This window comes from Streptomyces sp. SudanB5_2050, from assembly GCF_964272335.1.
Taxonomy (GTDB): Bacteria; Actinomycetota; Actinomycetes; order Streptomycetales; family Streptomycetaceae; genus Streptomyces; species Streptomyces rochei.
Genome location: NZ_OZ186760.1, coordinates 1693200 through 1717535, shown reverse-complemented (window position 1 = coordinate 1717535; position 24336 = coordinate 1693200). Strand labels below are relative to the sequence as shown.

Annotated in this window: 23 protein-coding genes; 17 read left to right on the top strand and 6 right to left on the bottom strand. The window is 74.3% G+C overall.

Annotation, left to right across the window (positions count from 1 at the left end):
- The first annotated feature begins 16 nt into the window (after positions 1–16).
- On the top strand, positions 17–586 hold the full coding sequence (locus tag ACFZP7_RS07610; RefSeq protein WP_030973336.1) for a helix-turn-helix domain-containing protein: 570 nt from the start codon (positions 17–19) through the stop codon (positions 584–586).
- Complete coding sequence (locus ACFZP7_RS07605; RefSeq protein ID WP_385634119.1) at positions 583–1302, top strand: helical backbone metal receptor; 720 nt, start codon at positions 583–585, stop codon at positions 1300–1302. The genes ACFZP7_RS07610 and ACFZP7_RS07605 overlap by 4 nt, the downstream gene beginning before the upstream one ends.
- On the opposite strand, the gene ACFZP7_RS07600 is transcribed toward ACFZP7_RS07605, so the two are convergent.
- The gene (locus ACFZP7_RS07600) at positions 1229–2386 is read right to left on the bottom strand and encodes a TDT family transporter (RefSeq protein WP_385634118.1); all 1158 of its coding nucleotides are present in this window, start codon (positions 2384–2386) and stop codon (positions 1229–1231) included. The two genes, ACFZP7_RS07605 and ACFZP7_RS07600, sit on opposite strands and share 74 nt — an antisense overlap.
- A gap of 70 nt (positions 2387–2456) precedes the next feature.
- Here ACFZP7_RS07600 and ACFZP7_RS07595 point away from each other — a divergent pair, with 70 nt between their 5' ends.
- Positions 2457–3425: a LysR substrate-binding domain-containing protein gene (locus ACFZP7_RS07595; RefSeq protein WP_385634117.1), complete on the top strand. Its 969-nt coding sequence runs from the start codon at positions 2457–2459 to the stop codon at positions 3423–3425.
- Between the two features lie 64 nt (positions 3426–3489).
- Here the strand turns inward: ACFZP7_RS07595 and ACFZP7_RS07590 are convergent, their stop codons facing one another.
- Both ACFZP7_RS07590 and ACFZP7_RS07585 read right to left on the bottom strand, forming a co-directional pair.
- Positions 3490–4182 carry a gamma-glutamyl-gamma-aminobutyrate hydrolase family protein gene (locus ACFZP7_RS07590; RefSeq protein WP_062138466.1) on the bottom strand — a complete coding sequence of 231 codons (693 nt, stop codon included), beginning with the start codon at positions 4180–4182 and terminating at the stop codon, positions 3490–3492.
- 83 nt (positions 4183–4265) lie between these two features.
- The gene (locus ACFZP7_RS07585) at positions 4266–5000 is read right to left on the bottom strand and encodes a FadR/GntR family transcriptional regulator (RefSeq protein ID WP_031016621.1); all 735 of its coding nucleotides are present in this window, start codon (positions 4998–5000) and stop codon (positions 4266–4268) included.
- Between the two features lie 73 nt (positions 5001–5073).
- Here ACFZP7_RS07585 and ACFZP7_RS07580 point away from each other — a divergent pair, with 73 nt between their 5' ends.
- From ACFZP7_RS07580 to ACFZP7_RS07565, 4 genes are read left to right on the top strand one after another with little or no spacing between them, the layout of a single operon-like run.
- Positions 5074–6480: a glutamine synthetase family protein gene (locus ACFZP7_RS07580; protein ID WP_385634116.1), complete on the top strand. Its 1407-nt coding sequence runs from the start codon at positions 5074–5076 to the stop codon at positions 6478–6480.
- Positions 6481–6488: 8 nt separating this feature from the next.
- Complete coding sequence (locus ACFZP7_RS07575) at positions 6489–7880, top strand: aldehyde dehydrogenase family protein (protein WP_385634115.1); 1392 nt, start codon at positions 6489–6491, stop codon at positions 7878–7880.
- Between the two features lie 6 nt (positions 7881–7886).
- Entirely contained in the window at positions 7887–8669 is a 783-nt protein-coding gene (locus tag ACFZP7_RS07570; protein WP_385634114.1) for a 3-oxoacyl-ACP reductase, read from the top strand.
- A 37-nt stretch (positions 8670–8706) separates the two neighbouring features.
- Positions 8707–9678 (top strand): DUF2510 domain-containing protein, encoded by a 972-nt coding sequence (locus tag ACFZP7_RS07565; RefSeq protein ID WP_385638374.1) that lies wholly within the window; start codon positions 8707–8709, stop codon positions 9676–9678.
- Positions 9679–9694: 16 nt separating this feature from the next.
- Here ACFZP7_RS07565 and ACFZP7_RS07560 read toward each other — a convergent pair whose 3' ends face one another.
- A complete protein-coding gene (locus tag ACFZP7_RS07560) occupies positions 9695–10897 on the bottom strand; it encodes an amino acid deaminase/aldolase (RefSeq protein WP_046251362.1) in 1203 nt (400 codons plus the stop codon).
- A 1222-nt stretch (positions 10898–12119) separates the two neighbouring features.
- Between ACFZP7_RS07560 and ACFZP7_RS07555 the strand changes: the two genes are divergently transcribed.
- Together ACFZP7_RS07555 and mycP are read left to right on the top strand one after the other, a co-directional pair.
- Positions 12120–12932 carry a hypothetical protein gene (locus ACFZP7_RS07555; RefSeq protein WP_030973319.1) on the top strand — a complete coding sequence of 271 codons (813 nt, stop codon included), beginning with the start codon at positions 12120–12122 and terminating at the stop codon, positions 12930–12932.
- Positions 12929–14107, top strand: a complete 1179-nt coding sequence (gene mycP, locus ACFZP7_RS07550) for a type VII secretion-associated serine protease mycosin (RefSeq protein ID WP_385634113.1) — start codon at positions 12929–12931, stop codon at positions 14105–14107. Before ACFZP7_RS07555 ends, mycP begins: the two co-directional genes overlap by 4 nt.
- Here mycP and ACFZP7_RS07545 read toward each other — a convergent pair.
- Positions 14101–14877: a serine hydrolase gene (locus ACFZP7_RS07545; RefSeq protein WP_385634112.1), complete on the bottom strand. Its 777-nt coding sequence runs from the start codon at positions 14875–14877 to the stop codon at positions 14101–14103. The genes mycP and ACFZP7_RS07545 overlap by 7 nt on opposite strands.
- Before the next feature lie 162 nt (positions 14878–15039).
- Between ACFZP7_RS07545 and ACFZP7_RS07540 the strand changes: the two genes are divergently transcribed.
- Complete coding sequence (locus ACFZP7_RS07540; protein WP_019325187.1) at positions 15040–15771, top strand: SseB family protein; 732 nt, start codon at positions 15040–15042, stop codon at positions 15769–15771.
- 21 nt (positions 15772–15792) lie between these two features.
- Here the strand turns inward: ACFZP7_RS07540 and ACFZP7_RS07535 are convergent, their stop codons facing one another.
- A complete protein-coding gene (locus ACFZP7_RS07535; protein ID WP_019325186.1) occupies positions 15793–16158 on the bottom strand; it encodes a DUF1844 domain-containing protein in 366 nt (121 codons plus the stop codon).
- Between the two features lie 385 nt (positions 16159–16543).
- On the opposite strand from ACFZP7_RS07535, the gene infC reads away from it, so the two are divergent.
- The 7 genes from infC (at position 16544) to pheT (ending at position 24029) form a co-directional block, all read left to right on the top strand.
- On the top strand, positions 16544–17197 hold the full coding sequence (gene infC, locus ACFZP7_RS07530; RefSeq protein WP_078494830.1) for a translation initiation factor IF-3: 654 nt from the start codon (positions 16544–16546) through the stop codon (positions 17195–17197).
- A 110-nt stretch (positions 17198–17307) separates the two neighbouring features.
- Complete coding sequence (rpmI, locus tag ACFZP7_RS07525) at positions 17308–17502, top strand: 50S ribosomal protein L35 (RefSeq protein WP_003977225.1); 195 nt, start codon at positions 17308–17310, stop codon at positions 17500–17502.
- A gap of 97 nt (positions 17503–17599) precedes the next feature.
- The gene (gene rplT, locus ACFZP7_RS07520) at positions 17600–17983 is read left to right on the top strand and encodes a 50S ribosomal protein L20 (RefSeq protein WP_019325184.1); all 384 of its coding nucleotides are present in this window, start codon (positions 17600–17602) and stop codon (positions 17981–17983) included.
- Positions 17984–18184: 201 nt separating this feature from the next.
- Entirely contained in the window at positions 18185–19033 is an 849-nt protein-coding gene (locus ACFZP7_RS07515; RefSeq protein WP_385634111.1) for a TrmH family RNA methyltransferase, read from the top strand.
- 50 nt (positions 19034–19083) lie between these two features.
- The gene (locus ACFZP7_RS07510; protein ID WP_019325182.1) at positions 19084–20223 is read left to right on the top strand and encodes an ATP-binding protein; all 1140 of its coding nucleotides are present in this window, start codon (positions 19084–19086) and stop codon (positions 20221–20223) included.
- Between the two features lie 171 nt (positions 20224–20394).
- Positions 20395–21516, top strand: coding sequence for a phenylalanine--tRNA ligase subunit alpha (gene pheS, locus ACFZP7_RS07505; RefSeq protein WP_385634110.1), 1122 nt, complete (start codon positions 20395–20397; stop codon positions 21514–21516).
- Positions 21516–24029, top strand: a complete 2514-nt coding sequence (pheT, locus tag ACFZP7_RS07500; RefSeq protein ID WP_019325180.1) for a phenylalanine--tRNA ligase subunit beta — start codon at positions 21516–21518, stop codon at positions 24027–24029. Before pheS ends, pheT begins: the two co-directional genes overlap by 1 nt.
- The last annotated feature ends 307 nt before the right edge of the window (positions 24030–24336 follow it).

Sequence of the window (24336 nt, the reverse complement as noted above, 5' to 3'; positions counted from 1 at the left end):
GGAGGGAGCCGGAGCGATGGGCGACCACAAAGACCAGCACCTTCGGGTGGGCGCGGCCGTGCGGCGACGGCGCCGGGCCCTGGAGCTCACCCTCGCCGTCGTGGCCGAGCGCAGCGGCCTGTCCGTGCCCTTCCTGAGCCAGATCGAGAACGACCGGGCGCGGCCCAGCCAGAGTTCCCTGGAGAAGGTGGCCGACGCCCTGCGCACCACCGCCGTCGAGCTGCTGGCCGCCGCCGACCCCGCGTGCAGCGTGGACGTGGTCCGGGCCGAGGACCCCGACCCCGGGCTGGCCCCCAGGGTGCGCTCGCTGGTGCGGGGACACCACCAGATGCACGCCTCGGAGTTCACCGGCGACCACGACGCGGGCCGCGAACTCCAGTACCGCAACGACCAGTTGATGTTCGTCACCGAGGGCGCCGTGGAGATCGAGGCCGAGGGCCGCGCCTACCGGCTCGGGCGCGGGGACACCCTGTACCTCACCGGTGGTGTGCGGCACCGCTGGCGCGCGACGGTGCCCGACACCCGGCTGATCGTGGTCGCCGTCGCCGAGCACATCGAGGCGGTGCGGGAGGGGCCTCGCCGGTGAGGGTGGTCTCCCTGGTGCCGTCGCTGACCGAGGCCGTGGCCCGCACGGTCCCCGGCGCCCTGGTCGGCGCCACCGACTGGTGCACCCACCCGGCGGACCTGGACGTCGTGCGGGTCGGCGGGACCAAGAACCCGAAGACGGACCGCGTCCTCTCCCTCGCCCCCGACCTGGTGATCGCCAACGAGGAGGAGAACCGCGCCCCCGACCTGGACGTCCTGCGCGCGGCCGGCGTGGAGGTGCTGGTGACCGAGGTGCGCACGGTGGCCCGGGCCTTCGCCGAACTGACCCGCGTGCTCACCGCCTGCGGGGCGCCGGACCGGCCCCGGTGGCTGGACGAGGCGGAGGCCGCCTGGTCCTCCGTGCCCCGCCCCGAGCGGCGCACCACTGCCGTCGTACCGATCTGGCGCAGGCCCTGGATGGTCCTGGGCCGGGACACGTTCGCGGGCGACGTACTGGCCCGCCTGGGCGTCGACCACCTGTACGCCTCCCACCCCGAGCGCTACCCGAAGGTCCCCGTCGAGGAACTGCGGGCGGCCCGCCCCGGCCTCGTCGTCCTGCCGGACGAGCCGTACCGCTTCACCCCCGGCGACGGCCCGGAGGCGTTCCCCGGCCTGCCCTGCGCCCTCGTGGACGGGCGGTACCTCACCTGGTACGGGCCGTCGCTGACCGAGGCGCCCCGGGCGCTGGGCGCGGCCCTGCGAGCAGCGCTCCGCTGACCAGGCCCCGCGCGGTGTGCGCGGCGGCGACGGCCCAGGCGGTGACGAGGCCGGCGTACAGGACGACGCTCAGCCCGTCGTAGACGGCCAGCCCGGTGTGCCGGGCGAGCGCCTCGGCGCCGGTGACACAGGTGCCCACCGGGAAGGTGAACGACCACCACGTCATCGAGAAGCCCATGCCCTCCCGGCGCGCCCGCACGACGTGCGCGACGGCCAGACACAGCCACAGCAGCGCGAAGCCCATCACGGGCACGCCGTACAGGACGGCGAGCACCTCGAAACCCCCGGCGTACGGGGCCGGGACGACGCCCGGGGCGACGTCCGCGAACTTGCCCACGGCGGTCGTCGACTGCCCCAGCGGACCCAGCACCAGGAACAGCGACGGGGTCAGCGCGAGCGGCAGCGGACCGCCGGTGAGCAGCCGGCCGAAGATCAGCGGCAGTGTCGCCAGGGTGGCCAGCAGGCTCACCCCGAACAGCGCGACGCAGGCCAGGAGCAGCGTCTCGCGGGGCTGTCCCGCGGGGAGGTGCGGCACGAGCAGCGGCCCCACGGCCGCGGACACCATCGGCGCGACCAGCGGCAGCAGCCACACCGGACTGGCCTGCTCCGGTGCCGTCCGGTGCCGTACGGCCATCAGGTACGGCACGGCGACCGCCGCCGCCAGCCCGACGACCGTGCCGACGGTGAACAGCACGGCGTCCAGCGCCACCGCCGCCGGGGTGCCGAGCCAGTCCCGGCCGACGGTCAGGGCGCCGCCGCCGACGGCCAGCAGGGCCATCGACAGACAGCCGTAGAAGGGGGCCGCCGTCGGGTCCAGCAGATGGGCACGGGCCTGGTCGCGGTGGTGCCGCCAGTGCAGGGACCGGGCCACCAGCAGGACCGCCAGCAGCGCGAGCGACAGGGCCCAGACGGCGGTGCAGACGGCCCGCAGCCCGGACGCCTGCCAGGGGAGCGCGGCCCCCGCGGTGCCGACGATGGCGGTGCCCATGACGCAGGCGTACCAGTTGGGGCCGAGGTGACGGACGGCCGGGAGGCGCCGGGCGGGGGCGGTGGCGGGTGACAGGGGCTGGGCTGCGGTGACCATGCCTCCACCGTGCCCGGGGCCGAATCCGCTGACCAGGGACCATGTTCCTATGACGGCATAAGCTGGAGTTATGAGCAGGAGTGCGGGTGGTACGGGCGGCACGGACGACACGGAGGGCGGACAGGACCCACGGGGACGGCACGTGGCGGGCTCCCTGGCACACCGGGTGCCGGATCTCGGGGCCCTGGAGCTGCTGCTCGCCGTGGCGCGCCTGGGCAGTCTCGGCGGGGCGGCGCGGGAGCTGGGGATCACCCAGCCGGCCGCCAGCAGCCGGGTCCGCTCGATGGAGCGGCAGCTGGGGGTCGCCCTGGTGGACCGCTCACCGCGCGGCTCCCGGCTCACCGACGCCGGCGCGCTGGTCACGGACTGGGCGCGCCGGATCGTGGAGGCGGCCGAGGCCTTCGACGCGGGAGCCCAGGCGCTGCGGGACCGACGGGACTCCCGGCTGACGGTGGCGGCGAGCATGACGATCGCCGAGTACCTGCTGCCGGGCTGGCTGGTCGCGCTGCGCTCGCAACTGCCGGACACCGCGGTGTCCCTGCTCGCCGGGAACTCGACGGCGGTGGCGGAGCGGCTGCTGGCCGGTGAGGCCGACCTGGGCTTCGTGGAGGGCGTGAGCGTCCCGGCGGGTCTCGACTCGGCGGTCATCGCCCACGACCGGCTGATCGTCGTGGCGGCGCCCGGCCACCCGTGGGCCCGGCGCCGGCGTCCGCTCCGGGCGGCGGAACTGGCGGCGACGCCGCTGATCCTGCGGGAGAAGGGCTCGGGCACCCGGCAGGTCCTGGACGCGGCCCTCGGCGGTCTGGCCCGCCCCCTGATCGAGCTCTCGTCGACCACCGCGGTGAAGGCCGCGGCCGTCGGCGGCGCCGGCCCCTCCGTCCTGAGCGAACTCGCCGTCGGCGAGGAGCTGAGCACCCGGCGCCTGGTGAGCGTGCCGGTCGCGGACGTCGCCCTCGCCCGCGACCTGCGCGCGGTGTGGCCGACGGGCCACCGCCCCACCGGCCCGGCCCGGCAGCTCCTGTCCCTGACGCGGGCGTAGGACGCGGGCGCGGCGTCCCGGGCGGTGACCGGCCGGCCCCTCGGCGCGGATGCCGCCGGCCGGGTCAGGCCCGCCGCGCCGCCTCCACCAGCGCCCGCATCACCCGCACGTCCTCGCCCATCTCCGGGTGCCACTGCACCCCGAGGACCCAGCCGGCGGCCGACGGCAGCTCCAGGGCCTCCACCGTGCCGTCCGCCGCGTGGGCGGAGGGGACCAGACCCGTCCCCAGGCGGTCCACCGCCTGGTGGTGGTAGGTCGGGACGAACATCTCCTCCGGCACCACACCCGCGTACAGGGTCCCCGGCACCGGTGTGACCGGATGCCCGCCGAAGACGCCCACCACCTCGGCGTGGCCCTCGATGTGCTGGACGAGGGTGCCGCCGAGCGCCACGTTGAGCAGCTGCATGCCCCGGCAGACGCCCAGCAGCGGGACGCGCGCGGCCAGGGCCGCCTCGATGAGCGCCAGTTCCCAGGCGTCCCGGGCGCGGGCGGGAGGGCCGGTGCGCGCGTCGGGCGCGGCGCCGTAGCGCACCGGCTCCACGTCCGGGCCGCCCGCGATCACCAGGCCGTCGACGCGGGCCACGGCCGCGGCCGCGTGCTCCGGAGCGTCCGGCGGGAGCATCGCGGCCAGCCCGCCCGCCCGCTGCACCAGCCGCGGATACCCGGCCGGCAGCAGCGCCGCCTCCAGCTCCCACACACCCCAGCGCGCCCCGTGCTCCAGATACGTACTGACGCCGATCAGCGGCGTGCCCGCCATCCGACCTCCCGCGGCCTGTCCGCAATGGACCGTACTCATACCTTTGCCGGGTCACGCTCCCACGGCAAGACGCCCGCCCGCGCTCACGCCAGGAAGCCGCGCAGCAGCGCCGCCGTCCCCGCGCAGTGCTCCCGCGTGATCTCCCGGGCCCCGTCCGCGTCCCCGTCGAGCACCGCCTCCACCAGCGCGGTGTGCTGGCGCTGGGAGTGCTCCAGGTTGCGCACCAGCAGCGGGATGCAGTCCAGCAGGTCGTTCAGGGTGGCCCGGACAGCCGCGTACTGGGCGGCCAGGGCCGGTGAACCGCACAGCTCCGCCAGGGTGAGATGCAGCCGCGTGTCCAGCCGCCGGTACTCCGCCAGCGGCGCCTCGTGCGTGCCGGCCAGCGCCGCCCGCAGCCGCGCCGCCTGCGCGCCGGTCAGCCCGTGCGCCGCGCACAGCCCGGCCGCGCCCACCTCCAGCACCTCCCGGAAGCGCAGCACGTCCTCGATGTCGACCCCGGCGACCCGACGCCGCAGTTCGTCCTCGCCGGCCGCGTCCGTGCGCGGCAGCACGAACGTTCCGCCGTACCGACCGCGCCGTGCCTGGACCAGCCCCTGGTCCTGGAGCACCCGCAGCACCTCGCGCAGCGTCACCCGGCTGATCCCCAGCCGCTCCGCCAGCTCCCGCTCGGCCGGCAGCCGCTCGCCGCCGGACACCAGGCCCAACCTGACGACCTGGAGGATCTGTTCGAGCGCCTCCTCGAAACCGTTGCCCGCCCGGACCGGCCGCAGCACCGGGGCGAGCCGGTCCGCCACGCTCCCCGGGGATTCCTCCGGCATGCGGCCGCGCCCCCTTTCCAAGCAATGGTTCCCGGCAATACCTTATGGCTCCCGGCCGAAGGAGGCTCCCCCCGTGGCAGACCGCACACCCCCGCTCGGGGTCGAGGAACTGCACGCCCTCGTCGCCGCCGGTGACGTCGACACCGTCGTCCTGGCCTTCCCGGACATGCAGGGACGTCTCCAGGGCAAGCGCTTCGCCGCCCGCTTCTTCCTCGACGAGGTCCTGGCACACGGCACCGAGGGCTGCAACTACCTCCTCGCCGTCGACGCCGACATGAACACCGTCGACGGCTACGCGATGTCCTCCTGGGACCGCGGCTACGGCGACTTCGCCATGCACGCCGACCTGGCCACCCTGCGCCGCCTGCCGTGGCACGAGGGCACCGCGATGGTCGTCGCGGACCTCGCCTGGGAGGACGGCTCCCCGGTGCTCGCCGCGCCCCGCCAGATCCTGCGCCGGCAACTCGAACGCCTCGCGGAACACGGTCTCACCGCCCAGGTCGGCACCGAGCTGGAGTTCATCGTCTTCCGCGACACCTACGAACAGGCCTGGGACGCGGACTACCGCGGGCTGACCCCGGCCAACCAGTACAACGTCGACTACTCGGTCCTCGGCACCGGCCGGGTCGAACCCCTCCTGCGCCGCATCCGCAACGAGATGGCGGGCGCGGGCCTGACCGTCGAGTCCGCCAAGGGCGAATGCAACCCCGGCCAGCACGAGATCGCCTTCCGCTACGACGAGGCCCTGGTCACCTGCGACCAGCACGCCGTCTACAAGACCGGTGCCAAGGAGATCGCCGCCCAGGAGGGCATGTCCCTCACCTTCATGGCCAAGTACAACGAACGCGAGGGCAACTCCTGTCACATCCACCTCTCCCTCGCCGAAGCCGGTGCCGGTGCCGGTACCGATGCCGGCGCCGGCGCCGGCTCCGGCGGCACCAGCGTCATGGCCGGTGACGGGGAGCGCGGCATGTCCGAGACGATGCGCCACTTCCTCGCCGGACAACTGGCGGCCCTGCGCGAGTTCTCCCTCCTCTACGCCCCGCACATCAACTCCTACAAGCGCTTCCAGCCCGGCTCCTTCGCCCCCACCGCCGTCGCCTGGGGCCACGACAACCGGACCTGCGCCCTGCGCGTCGTCGGCCACGGCCGCTCGCTGCGCTTCGAGAACCGGCTCCCCGGCGGCGACGTCAACCCGTACCTCGCGGTGGCGGGCATGGTGGCGGCGGGACTGCACGGCCTGGAGCAGAGGCTGGAACTGCCCGGGCCCTGCGCGGGCAACGCCTACGCCGCCGACTTCGAGCACGTCCCGACCACCCTGCGCGAGGCCGCCGAGCTGTGGGAGAACAGCACCCTCGCCAAGGCCGCCTTCGGGGACGAGGTCGTCGCCCACTACCGCAACATGGCGCGCGTCGAACTCGACGCCTACGACGCCGCCGTCACGGACTGGGAACTGCGCCGCTCCTTCGAACGCATGTGAGGCACCGATTGTCCGAGGCACGGGAACTCCCCGACGAGCCACCCGCACTCCGCGTACTGAACCCCGCCACCGAAGAGGTCGTCGCCACCGTCCCCGCCGCCTCCGCGGCCGACGTGGACGCCGCCGTCGCACGGGCCGCGCGGGCGCAGACCGCCTGGGCCGCCCTCGCCCCCGGCGACCGCGCCCGGCTGCTGCGCCGCTTCGCCGCCGCCGTCGACGACCACCTGGACGAGCTGGCCCGGCTGGAGGTCACGGAGGCCGGCCACACCCTCGGCAACGCCCGCTGGGAGGCCGGCAACGTCCGCGACCTGCTCGACTACGCCGCCGGGGGAGTGGAGCGCCTCACCGGGCGGCAGATCCCGGTCGCCGGCGGCCTGGACGTGACGCTCCTCGAACCGCTCGGCGTGGTCGGCGTCATCGCCCCCTGGAACTTCCCGATGCCCATCGCGGCCTGGGGCGCCGCACCGGCGCTGGCCGCGGGCAACGCGGTCCTCCTCAAGCCCGCCGAGACCACCCCGCTGACGTCCCTGCGGCTGGCCGGACTGGCCCTGGAGGCGGGTCTTCCGGAGGGACTGTTCCAGGTCCTGCCGGGGCACGGACCGGTCGCGGGCGACGCGCTCGTGGAGCACCCGGGCGTGGCGAAGATCGTCTTCACCGGGTCGACGGCCGTGGGCCGGCGGGTGGCCGCCAAGGGCGCCGCCCTCCTCAAGCCCGTCACCCTCGAACTCGGCGGCAAGAGCCCCAACATCGTCTTCGCCGACGCCGACCTGGAGGCCGCCGCGGCCGTCACGCCCATGTCCTTCCTGGACAACTCCGGCCAGGACTGCTGCGCCCGCACCCGCATCCTCGTCCAGCGCCGGGTGTACGACCGCTTCCTGGGCCTGCTGGCCCCGGCGATCGAGGCCGTGCGGGTCGGCGACCCGGCCGACGAGGGCACCCAGATGGGCCCGCTGATCTCCCGCGCCCAGGTGGACCGCGTCCGCTCCTACGTCCCCGACGGCGCCGACGGTATCCGCGGCAAGGCACCCGAGGGGCCGGGCTTCTGGTTCCCGCCGACCGTCCTCACGGGCGTCGACGCGCGGGCCCGCGTGGCCGTCGAGGAGGTCTTCGGCCCGGTCGCCGTCGTCCTGCCCTTCGAGGACGAGGCCGACGCGGTGCGCCTGGCCAACGCCACCGACTACGGACTGTCCGGCTCGCTGTGGACCCGGGACGTCGGCCGCGCCCTGCGCGTGTCGGCAGCGGTGCGCGCCGGGAACCTGTCGGTCAACTCCCACTCCAGCGTGCGCTACTGGACCCCGTTCGGTGGCTTCAAGCAGTCCGGTCTCGGCCGTGAACTCGGCCCGGACGCGCTCACCGCCTTCACCGAGACCAAGAACGTCTTCATCAGCACGGAGGCATAGCCACACATGACCGAGGACATCATCTGCCGCCGCCTGGCCGGCCGCACCGCCGTCGTGACCGGGGCCGGCAGCGGCATCGGCCTCGCCTCCGCCCGCCGGCTCGCCTCCGAGGGCGCCCACGTCGTCTGCGGGGACGTGGACGAGAGCCGGGGCAAGGCGGCGGCCGAGGAGACCGGCGGCACCTTCGTGCGGGCCGACGTCACCGACCCGGAGCAGGTCGAGACCCTGTTCGAGACCGCGTACGACACCTACGGCAGCGTCGACATCGCCTTCAACAACGCCGGTATCTCGCCCCCCGACGACGACTCCATCCTGGAGACCGGTCTGGAGGCGTGGAAGCGTGTCCAGGAGGTCAACCTCACCTCCGTCTACCTGTGCTGCAAGGTGGCGATCCCCTACATGCGGCGCCAGGGCAGGGGCTCCATCATCAACACCGCGTCCTTCGTCGCGCGGATGGGCGCCGCCACCAGCCAGATCTCGTACACCGCCTCCAAGGGCGGCGTCCTCGCCATGTCCCGGGAACTCGGCGTGCAGTTCGCCCGCGAGGGGATCCGGGTCAACGCGCTGTGCCCCGGCCCGGTCAACACGCCGCTGCTGCGGGAGCTGTTCGCCAAGGACCCCGAGCGGGCCGCGCGCCGCCTGGTCCACATCCCGGTCGGGCGGTTCGCCGAGGCCGAGGAGATCGCCGCCGCCGTCGCCTTCCTGGCCAGCGACGACTCCTCCTTCGTCAACGCCACCGACTTCCTGGTGGACGGCGGCATTTCCGGGGCGTACGTCACACCGCTGTAGACCGGGGCGTGCGGCGTCCTACAGTGCCCGGATGAGCATGACGCCGCCGCCCGGCTGGTACCCCGATCCGTCGGCCCCGCACCAGGAACGCTGGTGGGACGGCACGGCCTGGACCGAGCACCGGCGCGCGCCCTGGGCCGCCCCTCCCGAGGTCCCGCAGCCTCCGCGGTCGTCGACCGTCCCGCTGTTCACGGGTGCCCCGGGACAGGGGCGGGAGGCGGGCGGCGGCGGTCGCGCGAAGGCGGTCGCCCTCACCACCGCCGCGGCCGTGCTGGTCGCGGCGATCGTCACCGGCGCCCTCCTCCTCGGCGACGAGGGCGACGAGGGCGACGGCGGCGCGCCCGCCGCCCGGACCCCGCCGGCCACCACCACCGGCCCGGCGCCGACGAGCGCGCCACCGTCCCCGTCACCGACCGCCTCCGAGCCCGCCGCGGACGACCCGGCCGTGGTCGAGGACCCGCTCAACGGCATCACCTTCCGGCTGCCGGACGGCTGGGTACGACCCCAGTACGTCAGCGAGGACGACGTCATGATGACCACCGACGGCACCTACGACTGCCCCGGCGACGGCGGCGTCTGCCGGCACGGCCTGGTCATCTCCCGCACCGTCACGGGCAACGCCGAGTCCTCCCCGAAGACCCTCGCCGAACAGGACATCGAGGACGCGGCCGACGACGCCTACGACCGCGACCCGGCCGGCGGCATGCCCTACGGCGGCATCGAGTCGCACGAGCAGGTCGGCGCCGGGCCGGTCGCGGTCGCCGGACGCGCCGGGTACTACGTGCGCTGGCGGGTGACGACGGCGAAGGGCCCCGGCGGCTACGTGCAGTCGCTGGTCTTCCCCTCCACCGTCGGCACCGAGTCCCCGATCCTCGTCCGCTACGTCTTCGACGCCGGCGAGGACGGACCGCCGCTCACCGTGATGGACGAGATCACCGACGGCATCCGGCCGGCCGGCGACGCGGACACGGGCGGCGGCGTGGGCAGCGGCATCGGCCCGACGGACTGAGCCGCCGGGCGGCCGGTCACAGGAAGGTGTGCCCCTCGCCCCGGTACGTCGGCACGGTCGCCGTCACCGTGTCCCCCTCCACCAGGTGCAGGGTGTCGAACCGCTCGCACAGCTCACCGGCCTTGGCGTGCCGGAACCACACCTTGTCGCCGATCAGCAGGTCGTCGGCGGGCGTGCCGAGCAGCGGCGTCTGCACCTCGCCGGGTCCCTCCTGGGGGTCGTAGCGCAGCCCCTCCGGCAGGTAGGGGACGGGCAGCCGGTCCTTCCCGGCCGCGCCGGAGGCCGGGTAGCCCCCGCCGAGCACGGTCACCACCCCGACCCCGGGGCGCCGCACGACGGGCTGGGCGAACAGGGCCGCCGGACGGCCCCGGAAGGACGTGTAGTTGTCGAACAGCCGCGGCACGTACAGCCCCGACCCGGCGGCGATCTCCGTCACCGCGTCCTCCGCGGCGGTGTGCTGCACGCTGCCCGTGCCGCCGCCGTTGACGAACTCCAGGCCGGGCGCCACGGCCCGGACCGCCCGCACCACCGCGGCGCGCCGCTCGGCCAGTTCCCGGCGGGCGGCGGCCTGCATCAGCCGCACCGCACGCGACCGCAGCGGCCGTCCCGCCACCGCGTCCCCGACCCCGGCCACATGCCCCTCGTACGCCATGACGCCGACGACCTCGAAGCCGGGCCTGCGGGCCACCGCGCGGGCCAGATCAGCGACCTCGGCCGGGGAGTGCAGCGGCGAGCGCCGGGCCCCGACCCGCACCCGTCCCCCGAACAGCTTCAGCGAGGTGTCCAACTCCAGGCAGACCCGCACGACTTCCCGGCCGCCGTCCCGCGCCGCGTCGACGAGGTCCAGCTGCGCCACGTCGTCGATCATCACGGTGACGGCGGAGGCGAGCTTGGGATCGGCGGTCAGCTCGGCGTACCGGGCACGGTCCGCCGAGGGGTAGGCGAGCAGCACGTCCTCGAAACCGGAGCGCGCCAGCCACAGGGACTCGGCCAGCGTGAACGACATGACGCCCGCGAAACCGTCCCTGGCCAGGACCCGTTCGAGCAGCGCACGGCAGCGTACGGACTTGCTGGCGACCCGGATCGGCTTCCCGCCGGCCCGGCGGAGCAGGTCGTCGGCGTTCGCGTCGAACGCCTCCAGGTCCACGATCGCCACGGGGGCGTCCAGATGGGCGGTGGCCCGGTCGTAGCGGGCCCGGTCGGCGGCGCGTGCGGTCATGACCGCAGCCTGCCAGACAGGATTACCGCAGGGTAGGGGGACGTTCCGGGCCAATGCCGCGGGCGCGCGGACTGGTTCCCCGCCGGGCGGGGTCACGCCGTAGAGTGACGCGCACGCACGGCGGAGACCCCGGCGGCCGGGGCTCCGGGCTCCGCGCCGGGATGGCGGCCCTCCCGTGCGGGTATGCGTGCCCGGGACGGAACGTTCCGCGCCGGGCCGGGGCAGGAGACCACATCACCGGCCCGCGCCGGAGAGCGGCCGGGCCCGAGGAAACGGGGGGTGCATGAGCACGGAAGCGCGCCGCACCTCCCTCCCGCCGCACCCGGACACCCCGCCCCGCCCCACGGCCCCGCCCCGCCCGACCACTCCACCGGCCCCTGGCGCGTCACCGCACCCAGGCGCGTCACCGGCCCCGGGCACGTCATCGGCGTCGGAGGGCCCGTCGCGCCCGGGTGGGGCGCCCCGCCCGGACACGCCGCCGGACCCGGGTGGTGCGCCGAGTCGGGCGGTTTCGTCGGGCCCGGAGCGTTCGCCGCGTCCGAACACGCCACCGCTCCCGGGCGCTTCGCCCCGCCCGGACACCCCGCCGCGTCCCGCGACTCCGCCGGCGGCGGAGGCGGCCCCGCCGCCTCGGGCCTCCGCCCGCTTCCCGGACGTCCCGCCGACCGTCGGCCGGGAGACGGGCGGCCGAGGCAGCGCGGGCGCCCGGGGCGTCGGCCGGGACGCCCCGGGCGAGAGCGCCACGCCGCGGCCGGAGCGCCCGGCGTCGCCCGCGTCCGCCCGCACCGGCGCGTCCTCGGCCCACGGACCCGGCGCTCCCGGAGCCCGCCCCTTCGCACCCGACGCTCCCGCACCCGGCACGTCCGGACTCGGCACGTCCGGACTCGGCACGTCCGGACCCGGTACCTCTGGACCCGGCGCCTCTGGACCCGGCAGCAACCCCGGCCCCGACGCCCCCGCCCGGCCCCCGCGGACGCCCGCCGTGTCCGGGACGGCGCCCCGCTTCCCCGCCGTGCCCGTGGAGAGCGCGTCCGAGACGACCAGGCGGCTCCGGCCGATCCCGGCGGAACCGGAACCGGAGCCGGAGCCCGGGCCCGAGAGGGCATCGGCGGCGGTACCGGCGACCGCGGCAGGGTCACACCCGGCGGGCGCCGGACCCGACCCCGCGCTGTCCTGGACGGCCCCGGCCGCCCCGACCGTGTCGGGCGACGGACGGCCCCGGGTGTCGTTCGGGGAGCCCGAGGGGTACGACGGGTACGCCAGGCCCCGCGCGCTCGGCGGGCGGCGGCGCCCGCAGGCCGTCGCCGCGGGCGTCTGCCTGGTGCTCGGGCTGGGCCTGGTCACCGGAGCCGTCACCGGCAGCTGGCTCGCCGGGGACTCCGGGGACGACGGCGCGCGCAGCGCCTTCACCGCGGCCGGGGACCTCTGGCACAGCGTGCCGGTCGACCAGCTCTTCCCGCCCACCGTCCAGGGCCGGGGAGCCGGCCCCGGCGGCGCCGACCGCACCTGGACCCGGGTCGCCGTCGCCCCGGACGGCGACTGCGCCGGTGCCTTCGACCCGCTGCTCGCCAAGGTCCTCGACCCGGTCGGGTGCACCCGCCTGCTGCGCGCCACCTACACCGACGCCACCCAGAGCCACGTCACCACCGTCGGCCTGCTCTTCGCCAAGGCCGACGCCGCCGCCATGACCGCGCTGGCCGGCCGGTTCGAGAAGGAGGACCTGGGCCGCCGCACCGACCTCATGCCGCTGCCGTACGCGGCGAAGGACACCGTCGCCGCCGGGTTCGGCGCGCCGCAGCGTGCCTCGTGGACGGTCTCGGTCCTCACCGACGCGCCCGTCGTCGTCTACGCCGTCTCCGGCTGGGCCGACGGCCGCACCGTCGACGAGCCCGAGCCCGCCGAGGAGGCCATGGAGACCGGCGCCGGCTCGGCCCCCGCCCAGGCCGGCCTCGGCCACGAGGCGCAGGGCCTCGCCGACCGCGTCGAACGCGCCCTGCGCAAGAACGTCGGCCCCGCCACGGAGCACCCCTCGTGAACCCCAACGGACCCCGTACGACGGGAGCCCTGAGCCTCCTCCTCGCCGCCGCGCTCGTCCTCGTCCCGGCGCCCGCCGCCCACGCCGACGGCATCCGCGCCCAGCAGTGGGCCCTGGACGCCATGCACACCCAGGAGGCGTGGCGCACCACCAAGGGCGCCGGCGTCACCGTCGCCGTCCTGGACACCGGCGTCGAGGCCGACCACCCGGACCTGGCCGGCAATGTCCTCGAAGGCAAGGACCTCGTCGGCTTCGGCGCGAGCGAGGGCGACCGCGCCTGGGCCCGGCACGGCACCGCCATGGCCGGGATCATCGCCGGACACGGCCACGGGCCCGGCAACTCCGAGGGCGTCATGGGCGTCGCCCCGGAGGCCAAGATCCTCCCCCTGCGCGTCATCCTGGAGGACGGCGACCCCTCCCGCACCCGGGCCCGCAAGACCCGCGGCAACGCCCTCGCCGACGGCATCCGCTGGGCCGCCGACCACGGTGCCGACGTCATCAACCTCTCCCTCGGCGACGACTCCGCCTCGGCCCACTCCGAACCCGCCGAGGACGAGGCCATCCAGTACGCCCTGAAGAAGGGCGTGGTCGTCGTCGCCTCGGCCGGCAACGGCGGCGAGAAGGGCGACCACGTCTCCTACCCGGCCGCCTACCCGGGCGTCATCGCCGCGACCGCCGTCGACCGCTACGGCACCCGCGCTTCCTTCTCCACCCGCCGCTGGTACGCCACCGTCAGCGCCCCCGGCGTCGACGTGATCATCGCCGACCCCGATCACCGCTACTACGAGGGCTGGGGCACCAGCGCCGCCTCCGCCTTCGTCTCCGGGGCCGCCGCCCTGGTGAAGTCGGCCCGCCCCGACCTCACCCCGGCCCAGGTCAAGAGCCTCCTGGAGGACACGGCCCGCAACGCCCCCGCCGACGGCCGCGACGACTCGCGCGGCTACGGCTTCGTCGACCCCGCCGCCGCGATCGAGGCGGCCGGACGGCTGAAGCCGCAGGGCCTGAAGTCGGCGGCGTACGGCGAGGAGTACTTCGGCCCGGGCCCGGACGCCCCCGCCTCCGACGACGGGACGTCGGCCTGGGCGGCGCCCCTGGCGGGCAGCGCGGGCGGCGTCCTGATCGTCGCGGCCGTCGTCCTGTGGCGGGGCCGCCGCGAACGCCCCGAGGACTACTGAGCGGCGCCGGACCCGTCCGTCCGCGCGAACACGGACACCGCCGCCCTCGCCGCCGCCTCGGTCAGCGCGATCCCCTCCTCCCGTGTCGCGCTGCCCCGCGACACGACCGCCACCAGACGCTCCCGGCCGTCGGCCGAGACCCGTCCGATGCTGTTGACCACCCACAGCCCCGTGGTGCCGCGGCGCAGCCAGCCGTTCTTCAGCGCCCACGCCGAACCGTCCGCGCCGCCGTCGGCCGCCGCCGACACACCCCACCGCTGCCCGTCCACGACGGACTCCATCAGCTCCCGCACCCAGGCGCGTGCGGACGCGCCCAGTGCCGAACCGTCCGCCACGAACACCTGCCGCAGCAGCGCGATCTGATCGGCGGCCGTGGTCCGCGTCAGCCCCCACAGCGGCCCCTCACCGCCCGAGGTCTCCGTGAGCCCGAGGCGCTCGTTCGCCGTGTCCAGCCCGTCGGCCTCCCCGATCGTCCGCCACAGCGCCGACGTCGCGTCGTTGTCGCTCTGCCCGATCATGGCGGCGGCGTACGCCCTCTCCGCGGCGGTCAGTGACCGGCCCGCGTCCTCGGCCTGGAGCAGCAGCGCCGCCAGCACGTCGACCTTGACGATGCTCGCCGTGTCGAACAAGCCGGTGCCGTACGCGGCCGCCCCGCCGGTCCCGGTGTCGAGCACCGCGACCGACACCTCGGCACCGTCCGGCACGGTCACCGACGCCATGGCGCCGGCCAGCAGCGCGTCCCGGTCCACGACCGGCTCGACCGTCTCCACCGATGCCTCCCGCCCACGGGTGCCGAGGCCGACGACGATACGGCGCCCCCGGGCCGGAGGGCGCGCGTGCCCCTGCCCGCACCCGGCCCCGGCCAACGCCTCTCGGAGTTCCCCGAGAGGCAGATGAAAGGCGTCCCGCGACCCCCGATAGGCTCAGGGACCGTGGCGAACAAGAACATCCCGGACTCCGCCTTCTCCGACGACGACGGCTCCGCCGACCCCCGGCTGAGCGCGGCGCTCGCCGCCTGGGCCGAGGACCGCACCGCCCTGGCACCCGTGCTGGAGGCGCTGAAGGGCGCCCGGCTGCTCGTGCCGGTGGTGGCCGTCCTCGGCGAAGTCGAGGAGGACGAGAACGGGCTGCGCCGCGAGAAGACCAGCGACATGGCCGTACCGACGCTGAAGGCGGGCGGCCGGACCGCCCTGCCCGCCTTCACCTCCACCGACTCGCTCGCCCGGTGGGACCCGCGGGCCCGCCCCGTCGCCGTACCCGTGCACCAGGCGCTCCAGGCCGCCGCGCACGAGAAGGCGGACACGGTCGTCCTCGACCTGGCCGGACCGGTCCCGTTCGAACTGACCGGCCGCGTGCTGCTGGCGCTGGCCGAGGGCCGCACGACGACCGACCCGCTCACCGACCCGGCCGTCGCCGAGGCGGTACGCGCCGCCCTGGCCGCCGAGCCCGCCGTGCTGCGCGCGCACCTCGGTCCGGGCCGGGCGGACGGCACCCTCGCGCTGCTCCTGGACCCCGGCGCCGAACCGGCGCGGGCCGCCCGCGCCGTGGCCGAGCGGCTGGCCGCCGACGAGACACTGAGGGCCCGCCTGGTGCGCGGCCTCGACCTGGCACTGCTGCCGGCCGGGGCGACGCCGCCGGGCGAGCCCTTGTACGTGCGGGGGTAACTCCGGGACGACCGGGGCCGGTCAGCTGTAGACCGGACCGGTGTACTTCTCGCCCGGACCCTGGCCCGGCTCGTCCGGGACCAGCGACGCCTCGCGGAAGGCCAGCTGGAGCGACTTCAGACCGTCGCGCAGCGGCGCCGCGTGGAAGGAGCTGATCTCGGTCGCCGTGGCGTCCAGCAGACCGGCCAGCGCGTGCACCAGCTTGCGGGCCTCGTCCAGGTCCTTGTGCGCCTCGCCCTCCTCGGTCAGTCCGAGCTTCACGGCGGCGGCGCTCATCAGGTTGACGGCGACCGTCACGATCACCTCGACCGCCGGTACCTCGGCGATGTCGCGGGTCATGGCGTCGAAGTCGGGATTCGCCGAGGATTCGGCAGGGGTCTCACTCATGCCGCTCACGATAGGCGCAGGACGGCCGGCCGCCCCACTCGGTCTCGGTTAGCCGTTCCCCCGCCGAGCTGCTAACCTTGTGTAACGACCGGTCGGACACGCGCGCCCCACGGCAGCGAGCCCGGCCCACAAGTGGAGGCTCCGCACTCCCACCTGGCCGTCCTCAGGACGGCGGGTCACCGGTCAGGCGGTCCCGTCCCAGCGGCGGCGACCAGCCCGAAATCGCGCCCCGCGATCACATCGCGGCGGTGCTCCGGTAGTAATGAGGAGCCCCGCCTGTGATCGTCCGGGGCATTTTTGTTGCACCGGCGCGGTTAGGTCTATCGAACACAGACGTAACGCGGCTGTCCGCCAGACCGTCGCGTGGTGCTACCGAGGAGGATCCATCAGCGCCGAGCCCCGCATCAACGACCGGATTCGCGTTCCCGAGGTGCGACTTGTCGGTCCCAGCGGCGAGCAGGTCGGGATTGTCCCGCTTGCCAAGGCCCTGGAGCTTGCGCAGGAGTACGACCTCGACCTCGTCGAGGTCGCGGCGAACGCCCGTCCGCCCGTGTGCAAGCTCATGGACTACGGGAAGTTCAAGTACGAGTCGGCCATGAAGGCCCGTGAGGCGCGCAAGAACCAGGCGCACACGGTCATCAAGGAGATGAAGCTCCGGCCGAAGATCGACCCGCACGACTATGACACCAAGAAGGGTCACGTCGTCCGGTTCCTCAAGCAGGGCGACAAGGTCAAGATCACGATCATGTTCCGTGGTCGCGAGCAGTCCCGGCCGGAGCTCGGCTACCGACTGCTGCAGCGTCTCGCGGAGGACGTCCAGGACCTCGGCTTCGTGGAGTCGAACCCGAAGCAGGACGGCCGCAACATGATCATGGTCCTCGGTCCGCACAAGAAGAAGACCGAGGCGATGGCCGAGGCTCGCCAGGCGCAGGAAGCCCGCAAGGCTGAGGCGAAGGCCAACCCCGGCAAGTCGCAGAACGCCGCGGACACCGAGGCCGCGGACGCCGAGGCTCCGGCCGAGGCTCCCGCCGAGGCGTGACTCCGGGGGACTCCGGTCCCCAGGACGTAACCGATACAAGAGCGACGCTCCACCGTGCCCGGTTTCACGACCGGGCATCGGAGCGCCACCGACGAGGAGAGAACGGCGCTATGCCGAAGAACAAGTCGCACAGCGGTGCCAGCAAGCGCTTCAAGATCACCGGCTCCGGCAAGGTGCTCCGTGAGCGCGCCGGCAAGCGCCACCTGCTCGAGCACAAGTCGTCCCGCGTGACGCGTCGCCTCACCGGCAACGCCGAGATGGCCCCGGGCGACGCCGCGAAGATCAAGAAGCTTCTCGGCAAGTGACGTACGGGCGCCACTGAGCGCCGTACGGCAGGACCGGGACCCATTCGATACCGGGCCGCGTGAGGACCACCGCGGCCCCGCTACAAGGAGTTAACAAGTGGCACGCGTCAAGCGGGCAGTCAACGCCCACAAGAAGCGCCGGGCGATCCTCGAGCAGGCCTCCGGCTACCGCGGTCAGCGTTCGCGCCTGTACCGCAAGGCCAAGGAGCAGGTCACCCACTCGCTGGTCTACAACTACAACGACCGCAAGAAGCGCAAGGGTGACTTCCGCCAGCTGTGGATCCAGCGCATCAACGCCGCTGCCCGCGCCAACGGCATCACGTACAACCGCTTCATCCAGGGTCTGAAGGCCGCCAACATCGAGGTGGACCGCAAGATCCTGGCCGAGCTGGCCGTCAACGACGCCGGCGCGTTCGCCGCGCTGGTCGAGGTCGCGCAGAAGGCGCTGCCGAGCGACGTCAACGCGCCGAAGGCCGCGTGACGCTGCGCCGGCTCTAGCCGACGTCGAAGGACCCGCAGGCTCTGAGCCTGCGGGTCCTTCGGTTGCCTGCCACCCGTCCTGTCGCTGTTCGGGTGCGGGTTCGTCGCGGCCGGTCGCGCGGTTCCCCGCCCCTGGGGCGTCGCTCCTTGCGGCGAGACAGTCGCACCCCGCGTTGAGACATTTGTGAAGGTGATGGAACACATGGCGCCCGCCACCCCCGAGCTGATCTCCCCCCGTTCCCCCCGTGTCCTCGCCGCGCGGCGGCTGGCCAAGCGGAACTTCCGGGGGAAGGAGCGGCTGTTCCTGGCCGAGGGGCCGCAGGCCGTGCGGGAGGCCGCGGGGTACGGGCAGACGCTGGTCGAACTGTTCGCCACCGTCGAGGCCGCCGAGCGGTACGCCGACATCGTCGGGGCCGCCCGGGAGGCCGGAGCCCGTGTCCACCTCGCCGCCGAGACGGTGATCGAGGACATCTCCACCACCGTCACCCCGCAGGGGCTCGTCGGGGTCTGCCGGTTCCTGGACACGCCGTTCGAGCAGATCCTCGCCGCCCGCCCCAAGCTGGTCGCCGTACTCGCGCACGTGCGGGACCCCGGCAACGCCGGCACCGTGCTGCGCTGCGCCGACGCCGCCGGCGCCGAGGCGGTCGTGCTCACCGACGCCTCCGTCGACCTGTACAACCCCAAGGCCGTACGCGCCTCCGTCGGCTCGCTGTTCCACCTGCCGGTGGCCGTCGGCGTCCCCGTCGATCGGGCCGTCGCCGGACTGCGCGAGGCCGGGGTGCGGGTCCTCGCCGCCGACGGGGCGGGCGAACACGACCTCGACTCCGAACTGGACGCGGGCACCATGGGCGGCCCCACCGCCTGGGTCTTCGGCAACGAGGCGTGGGGACTCCCGGAGGAGACCCGGGCCCTCGCCGACGCCGTCCTGCGCGTCCCGATCCACGGCAAGGCCGAGAGCCTGAACCTCGCCACCGCCGCCGCCGTATGTCTCTACGCGTCGGCGCGTGCACAGCGCGCCGCCACAGGGTGCCGCTCCGTCACCGACGCCTAGTAAGGTGACCAGCTCAGGGCCCCCGCAAAGCTGAGAGGTGGGGTACGGGGATGAGCGTCGGCACGAGCAGCGCACCGGGGACACGGGAGGCGCCGCGCCCGCCCGCGCCCCGCACGCCCGGTGATCTCGCCGATCTCGGCATCGACCCCGACCAGCTGCCCGACGGCCTCGTCGTCGCCGACGAGCACGGCCGCGTCGTCTGCTTCAACGCCGCCGCCGCACGGATCACCGCCGTGGCCGCCGCCGACGCCCTCGGACGACCGCTGGAGCAGGCGCTGCCCCTCGAGGACCTGGAGGGCCGGCGCTGGTGGCAGCTCACCGACCCCTACGGCGGCCTCGCCATCCGCGTCCGCCAGCCCGAGCGCAACCTCCTGCTGCCCGGCGGACGGGAAGTCCTCGTCACCGCCCGCTATGTGCGCACCGAACGCCTCGGCCCCGTCCACCGCGTCGTCGTCACCCTGCGCGACACCGAGGCCCGGCGCCGCACCGAGCGCAGCCACGCCGAGCTGATCGCCACCGTCGCCCACGAGCTGCGCTCCCCCCTCACCTCCGTGAAGGGCTTCACGGCGACGCTGCTGGCCAAGTGGGAGCGGTTCACCGACGACCAGAAGCGGCTGATGCTGGAGACCGTCGACGCCGACGCCGACCGCGTCACCCGGCTCATCGCCGAGCTGCTCGACATCTCCCGCATCGACTCGGGCCGGCTGGAGGTCCGCCGCCAGCCCGTCGACATCGGCGCCGCCGTCGGCCGCCACATCCAGGCGTACGTCGCCGCCGGTCAGGAGGCCGACCGCTTCCTGCTGCGCGTCGCCCAGCCGCTGCCCGACCTGTGGGCCGACCCCGACAAGATCGACCAGGTGCTCAGCAACCTGCTGGAAAATGCCGTGCGGCACGGCGAGGGAACCGTCACCATTGACGTCACGCCCACGGCGTCCCCCCGGGAAGGGGAGGACGTCGGCACGTCGGTCACGGTGAGCGACGAGGGGGCGGGCATCCCGGAGGAGTCCATGAACCGCGTCTTCACCCGCTTCTGGCGGGGCAGCAAGCGCGGCGGTACCGGCCTCGGGCTGTACATCGTCAAGGGCATCGTCGAGGCCCACGGCGGCACCATCACGGTCGGCCGCGCCCCCGGCGGCGGCGCCGAGTTCCGATTTACGTTGCCCGTGGCGGCACCGGCGTACCTCACCTGAGAAGCACCAGAGGCGGCCGACGACCCCCACGGGCGTAATCAGCGTTCCACAGCCCCGTTAGACTCGGTCTTTGGCACCTTTGCGTCCAGTTCCGCGGACGAAGCGTCTCCCGCTCCGTCTCCGGACCGTAGACGGGGCGTTCCAGCCAGCCAATCGGAAGCACGGGAAGAGATGTCGGCACCGAATAAGTCGTACGACCCTGTCGAGGTCGAGGCGTTGAAACCGGAAGAGATCGAGCGCATGCGGGACGAGGCGCTCGCCGCCTTCGCCGCCGCGGACTCCCTCGACGCGCTCCAGGAGGCCAAGGTCGCCCACACCGGCGGCACCTCCCCGCTGTCGCTGGCCAACCGCGAGATCGGCGCCCTGCCCCCGCACGCCAAGGCCGAGGCCGGCAAGCGCGTCGGCATGGCCCGCGGCGCCGTGAACAAGGCGCTGACCGCACGCCAGGAGGAGCTGGAGGCCGAGCGCGACGCGCGCGTCCTGGTCGAGGAGGCCGTGGACGTCACGCTGCCCCACGACCGCGTCCCGGCCGGCGCCCGCCACCCGCTCACCACGCTCTCCGAGCGCATCGAGGACGTCTTCGTGGCCATGGGCTACGAGGTCGCCGAGGGCCCCGAGGTCGAGGCCGAGTGGTTCAACTTCGACGCCCTCAACATCGGCCCGGACCACCCCGCCCGCGGCGAGGCCGACACCTTCTTCGTGCAGGGCCCCGAGGGCGGCACCGAGGCCGGCGTCGTGCTGCGCACCCACACCTCGCCCGTGCAGATCCGCTCCCTGCTCGACCGCGAGCTGCCGGTCTACGTGATCTGCCCCGGCCGGGTGTACCGCACCGACGAGCTGGACGCCACGCACACCCCCGTCTTCCACCAGGTCGAGCTGCTCGCCATCGACGAGGGCCTGACCATGGCGGACCTCAAGGGCACCCTGGACCACATGGTCCAGTCGCTGTTCGGCGCGGAGATGAAGACCCGGCTCCGGCCGAACTTCTTCCCCTTCACCGAGCCGTCCGCCGAGATGGACATGCTCTGCTACGTCTGCAAGGGCGCGTCCGTCGGCAACCCCGACCGCCCCTGCCGCACCTGCTCCAGCGAGGGCTGGATCGAGCTGGGCGGCTGCGGCATGGTCAACCCGCGGGTGCTCACCGCCTGCGGCGTCGACCCCGAGAAGTACAGCGGCTTCGCCTTCGGGTTCGGCATCGAGCGGATGCTGATGTTCCGCCACAACGTCGAGGACATGCGAGACATGGTCGAGGGTGACGTCCGGTTCACCCGGCCGTTCGGGATGGAGATCTGATGCGGGTCCCGCTTTCTTGGCTGCGGGAGTACGTCGACCTGCCGGCCACCGAGACCGGCCGCGACGTGCAGGCCAAGCTGATTTCGGCCGGCCTGGAGGTCGAGACCGTCGAGCACCTGGGCGCCGACCTCAAGGGTCCGCTCGTCGTCGGCCAGGTGCTGACCATCGAGGAGCTGGAGGGCTTCAAGAAGCCGATCCGCTTCTGCACCGTGGACGTCGGCCAGGCCAACGGCACCGGTGAGCCTCAGGAGATCGTCTGCGGCGCCCGGAACTTCTCCGTCGGCGACAAGGTCGTCGTGGTCCTGCCCGGCGCCACCCTGCCCGGCGGCTTCTCCATCAGCGCCCGCAAGACCTACGGCAAGACGTCCCACGGCATGATCTGCTCCAGCGACGAGCTGGGCATGGGCGACGACGGCACCCACGGCATCATCGTGCTGCCGCCGGAGACCGAGGTCGGCAAGGACGCCATCGAGCTGCTGGAGCTGGTCGACGAGGTCCTGGACATCGCCGTCACCGCCAACCGCGGCGACTGCCTGTCCATCCGCGGCGTGGCCCGCGAGACCGCCATCGCCTACGGCCTGCCGCTGCGCGACCCGGCCCTGCTGGACGTGCCCGCGCCGAACGCCTACGGCTACCCGGTGAAGATCGCCGACCCGAGCGGCTGCGACCGCTTCACCGCCCGCACGGTGACCGGCCTCAGCGCCGAGGCACGCTCCCCGATCTGGCTCCAGCGCCGGCTCCAGAAGGTCGGCATGCGCCCGATCTCCCTCGCCGTCGACGTCACGAACTACGTGATGATGGAGCTGGGCCAGCCCCTGCACGCCTACGACCGCTCCCTGGTCCAGGGCACCATCGGCGTCCGCCGCGCCGAGGAGGGCGAGAAGATCGTCACCCTCGACGGAGTCGAGCGGAAGCTGCACGCCGAGGACCTGGTCATCACCGACGACCGCGGTCCCATCGGCCTCGCCGGCGTCATGGGCGGCGCCAACACCGAGATCGCCGACCACTCCGACACCGAGAACGCGACGAGTGACGTCGTCATCGAGGCAGCCCACTTCGACCAGGTGGCCATCGCCCGCACCGCCCGCCGGCACAAGCTGTCCTCCGAGGCGTCCCGCCGCTTCGAGCGCGGCGTCGACCCGCAGGCCGCCGCCGCTGCCGCGCAGCGCACCGTCGACCTGCTGGTGCTGCTCGCGGGCGGCACCGCCGAAGCCGGCGTCACCGAGATCAGCGCCCCGCCCGTGCCGCACACCATCACCGTGGCGGCCGACCACCCGGACAAGGTCGCGGGTGTGACCTACGGCCGCGAGACCGTCGTACGGCGCCTCCAGGAGGTCGGCTGCGACGTGTACGGCCAGGACGAGCTGATCGTCACCGCGCCGTCCTGGCGGCCCGACCTCACCGACCCGAACGACCTGGCCGAAGAGGTCATCCGCCTGGAGGGCTACGAGAACCTGCCCTCCACGCTGCCCCGCCCGCCGGCGGGCCGCGGCCTCACCGCCCGTCAGCGGCTGCGCCGCCGGGTCGGCCGTGCCCTGGCCGGTGCCGGTTACGTCGAGGCGCCGAACTACCCGTTCGTCAGCGAGCAGGTCTTCGACCAGCTCGGCCTGGACGCCGACGACCCGGACCGCCGCGTCGTCAAGCTGGTCAACCCGCTCAGCGACGAGGAGCCCGCGCTGCGGACCTCGCTGCTGCCGGGCCTGCTCGGCGCCCTGCGCCGCAACGACGGCCGCGGCTCGCACGACCTGGCCCTCTTCGAGACGGGCCTGGTCTTCCACCCGCGCGACGAGCAGCGCATCGCCGCCGACCTGCCCGTGGACCGTCGTCCCAGCCAGGACGACCTCGCCGCGCTGGACGCCGCGCTGCCCGACCAGCCGCGGCACGTCGCCGTCGTCCTGGCCGGCGCCCGCGAGCAGGCCGGCTGGTGGGGCAAGGGCCGTCCGGCCGACTGGGCCGACGCGGTCGAGTCCGCCCGGACGGTGGCCCGCGAGGCCGGTGCCGAACTGGGCGTCCGCAAGGGTCAGTACGGGCCCTGGCACCCGGGCCGCTGCGCCGAGCTGTTCGTCACGGTGGACGGCGAGGAGCGCGTCGTCGGACACGCCGGTGAGCTGCACCCGCGCGTCGTGAAGACGCTGGGTCTGCCCGCGCGCACCTGCGCGATGGAGCTGGACCTCGACGCGGTGGCGGGCGTCGGCGACGGCACCCCGCAGGCGCCGGGCATCTCCACGTTCCCGGTCGCCACGCAGGACGTCGCCCTGGTGGTCGACGCGTTCGTCCCGGCGAGCGAGGTCGAGGCGGCGCTGCGCGAGGGCGCGGGCGAACTGCTGGAGTCCATCCGGCTGTTCGACGTCTACGACAACGCGGAGCAGCTGGGTGAGGGGCGCAAGTCCCTCGCGTACGCGCTGCGCTTCCGCGCGGGCGACCGGACGCTGACGGTCGACGAGGCGTCGGCGGCGCGGGACGCGGCGGTCGCCCTCGCGGGCGAGCGGGTCGGAGCGGTGCTGCGTAGTTAGGGGTTCGCGTTCGCCCGAGGGGCGGGGGGCTTCTGCCGATCGGCGACTGCGGGTGGTCGGTGGCCGGTCGCGCAGTTCCCCGCGCCCCTTGTCGGCGTCAGGGTGACGTCCCTCCAGGGGCGCGAGCAACCACGACCGGCAAAGCCGTCCGCCCCGCCACGGAGTGTCGGGCAGGCAGCCGGGCGGACGGCGTGAGAACGGGCCGCCGCACTGTACGAGGGGGAGCCGGCGGCCCGGCCGGCCTCTTTCGAGGCCCTTCAGTCAACCGGTCCGGAACTCTGCGCGACAGCGCGCACACGTTGCGGAT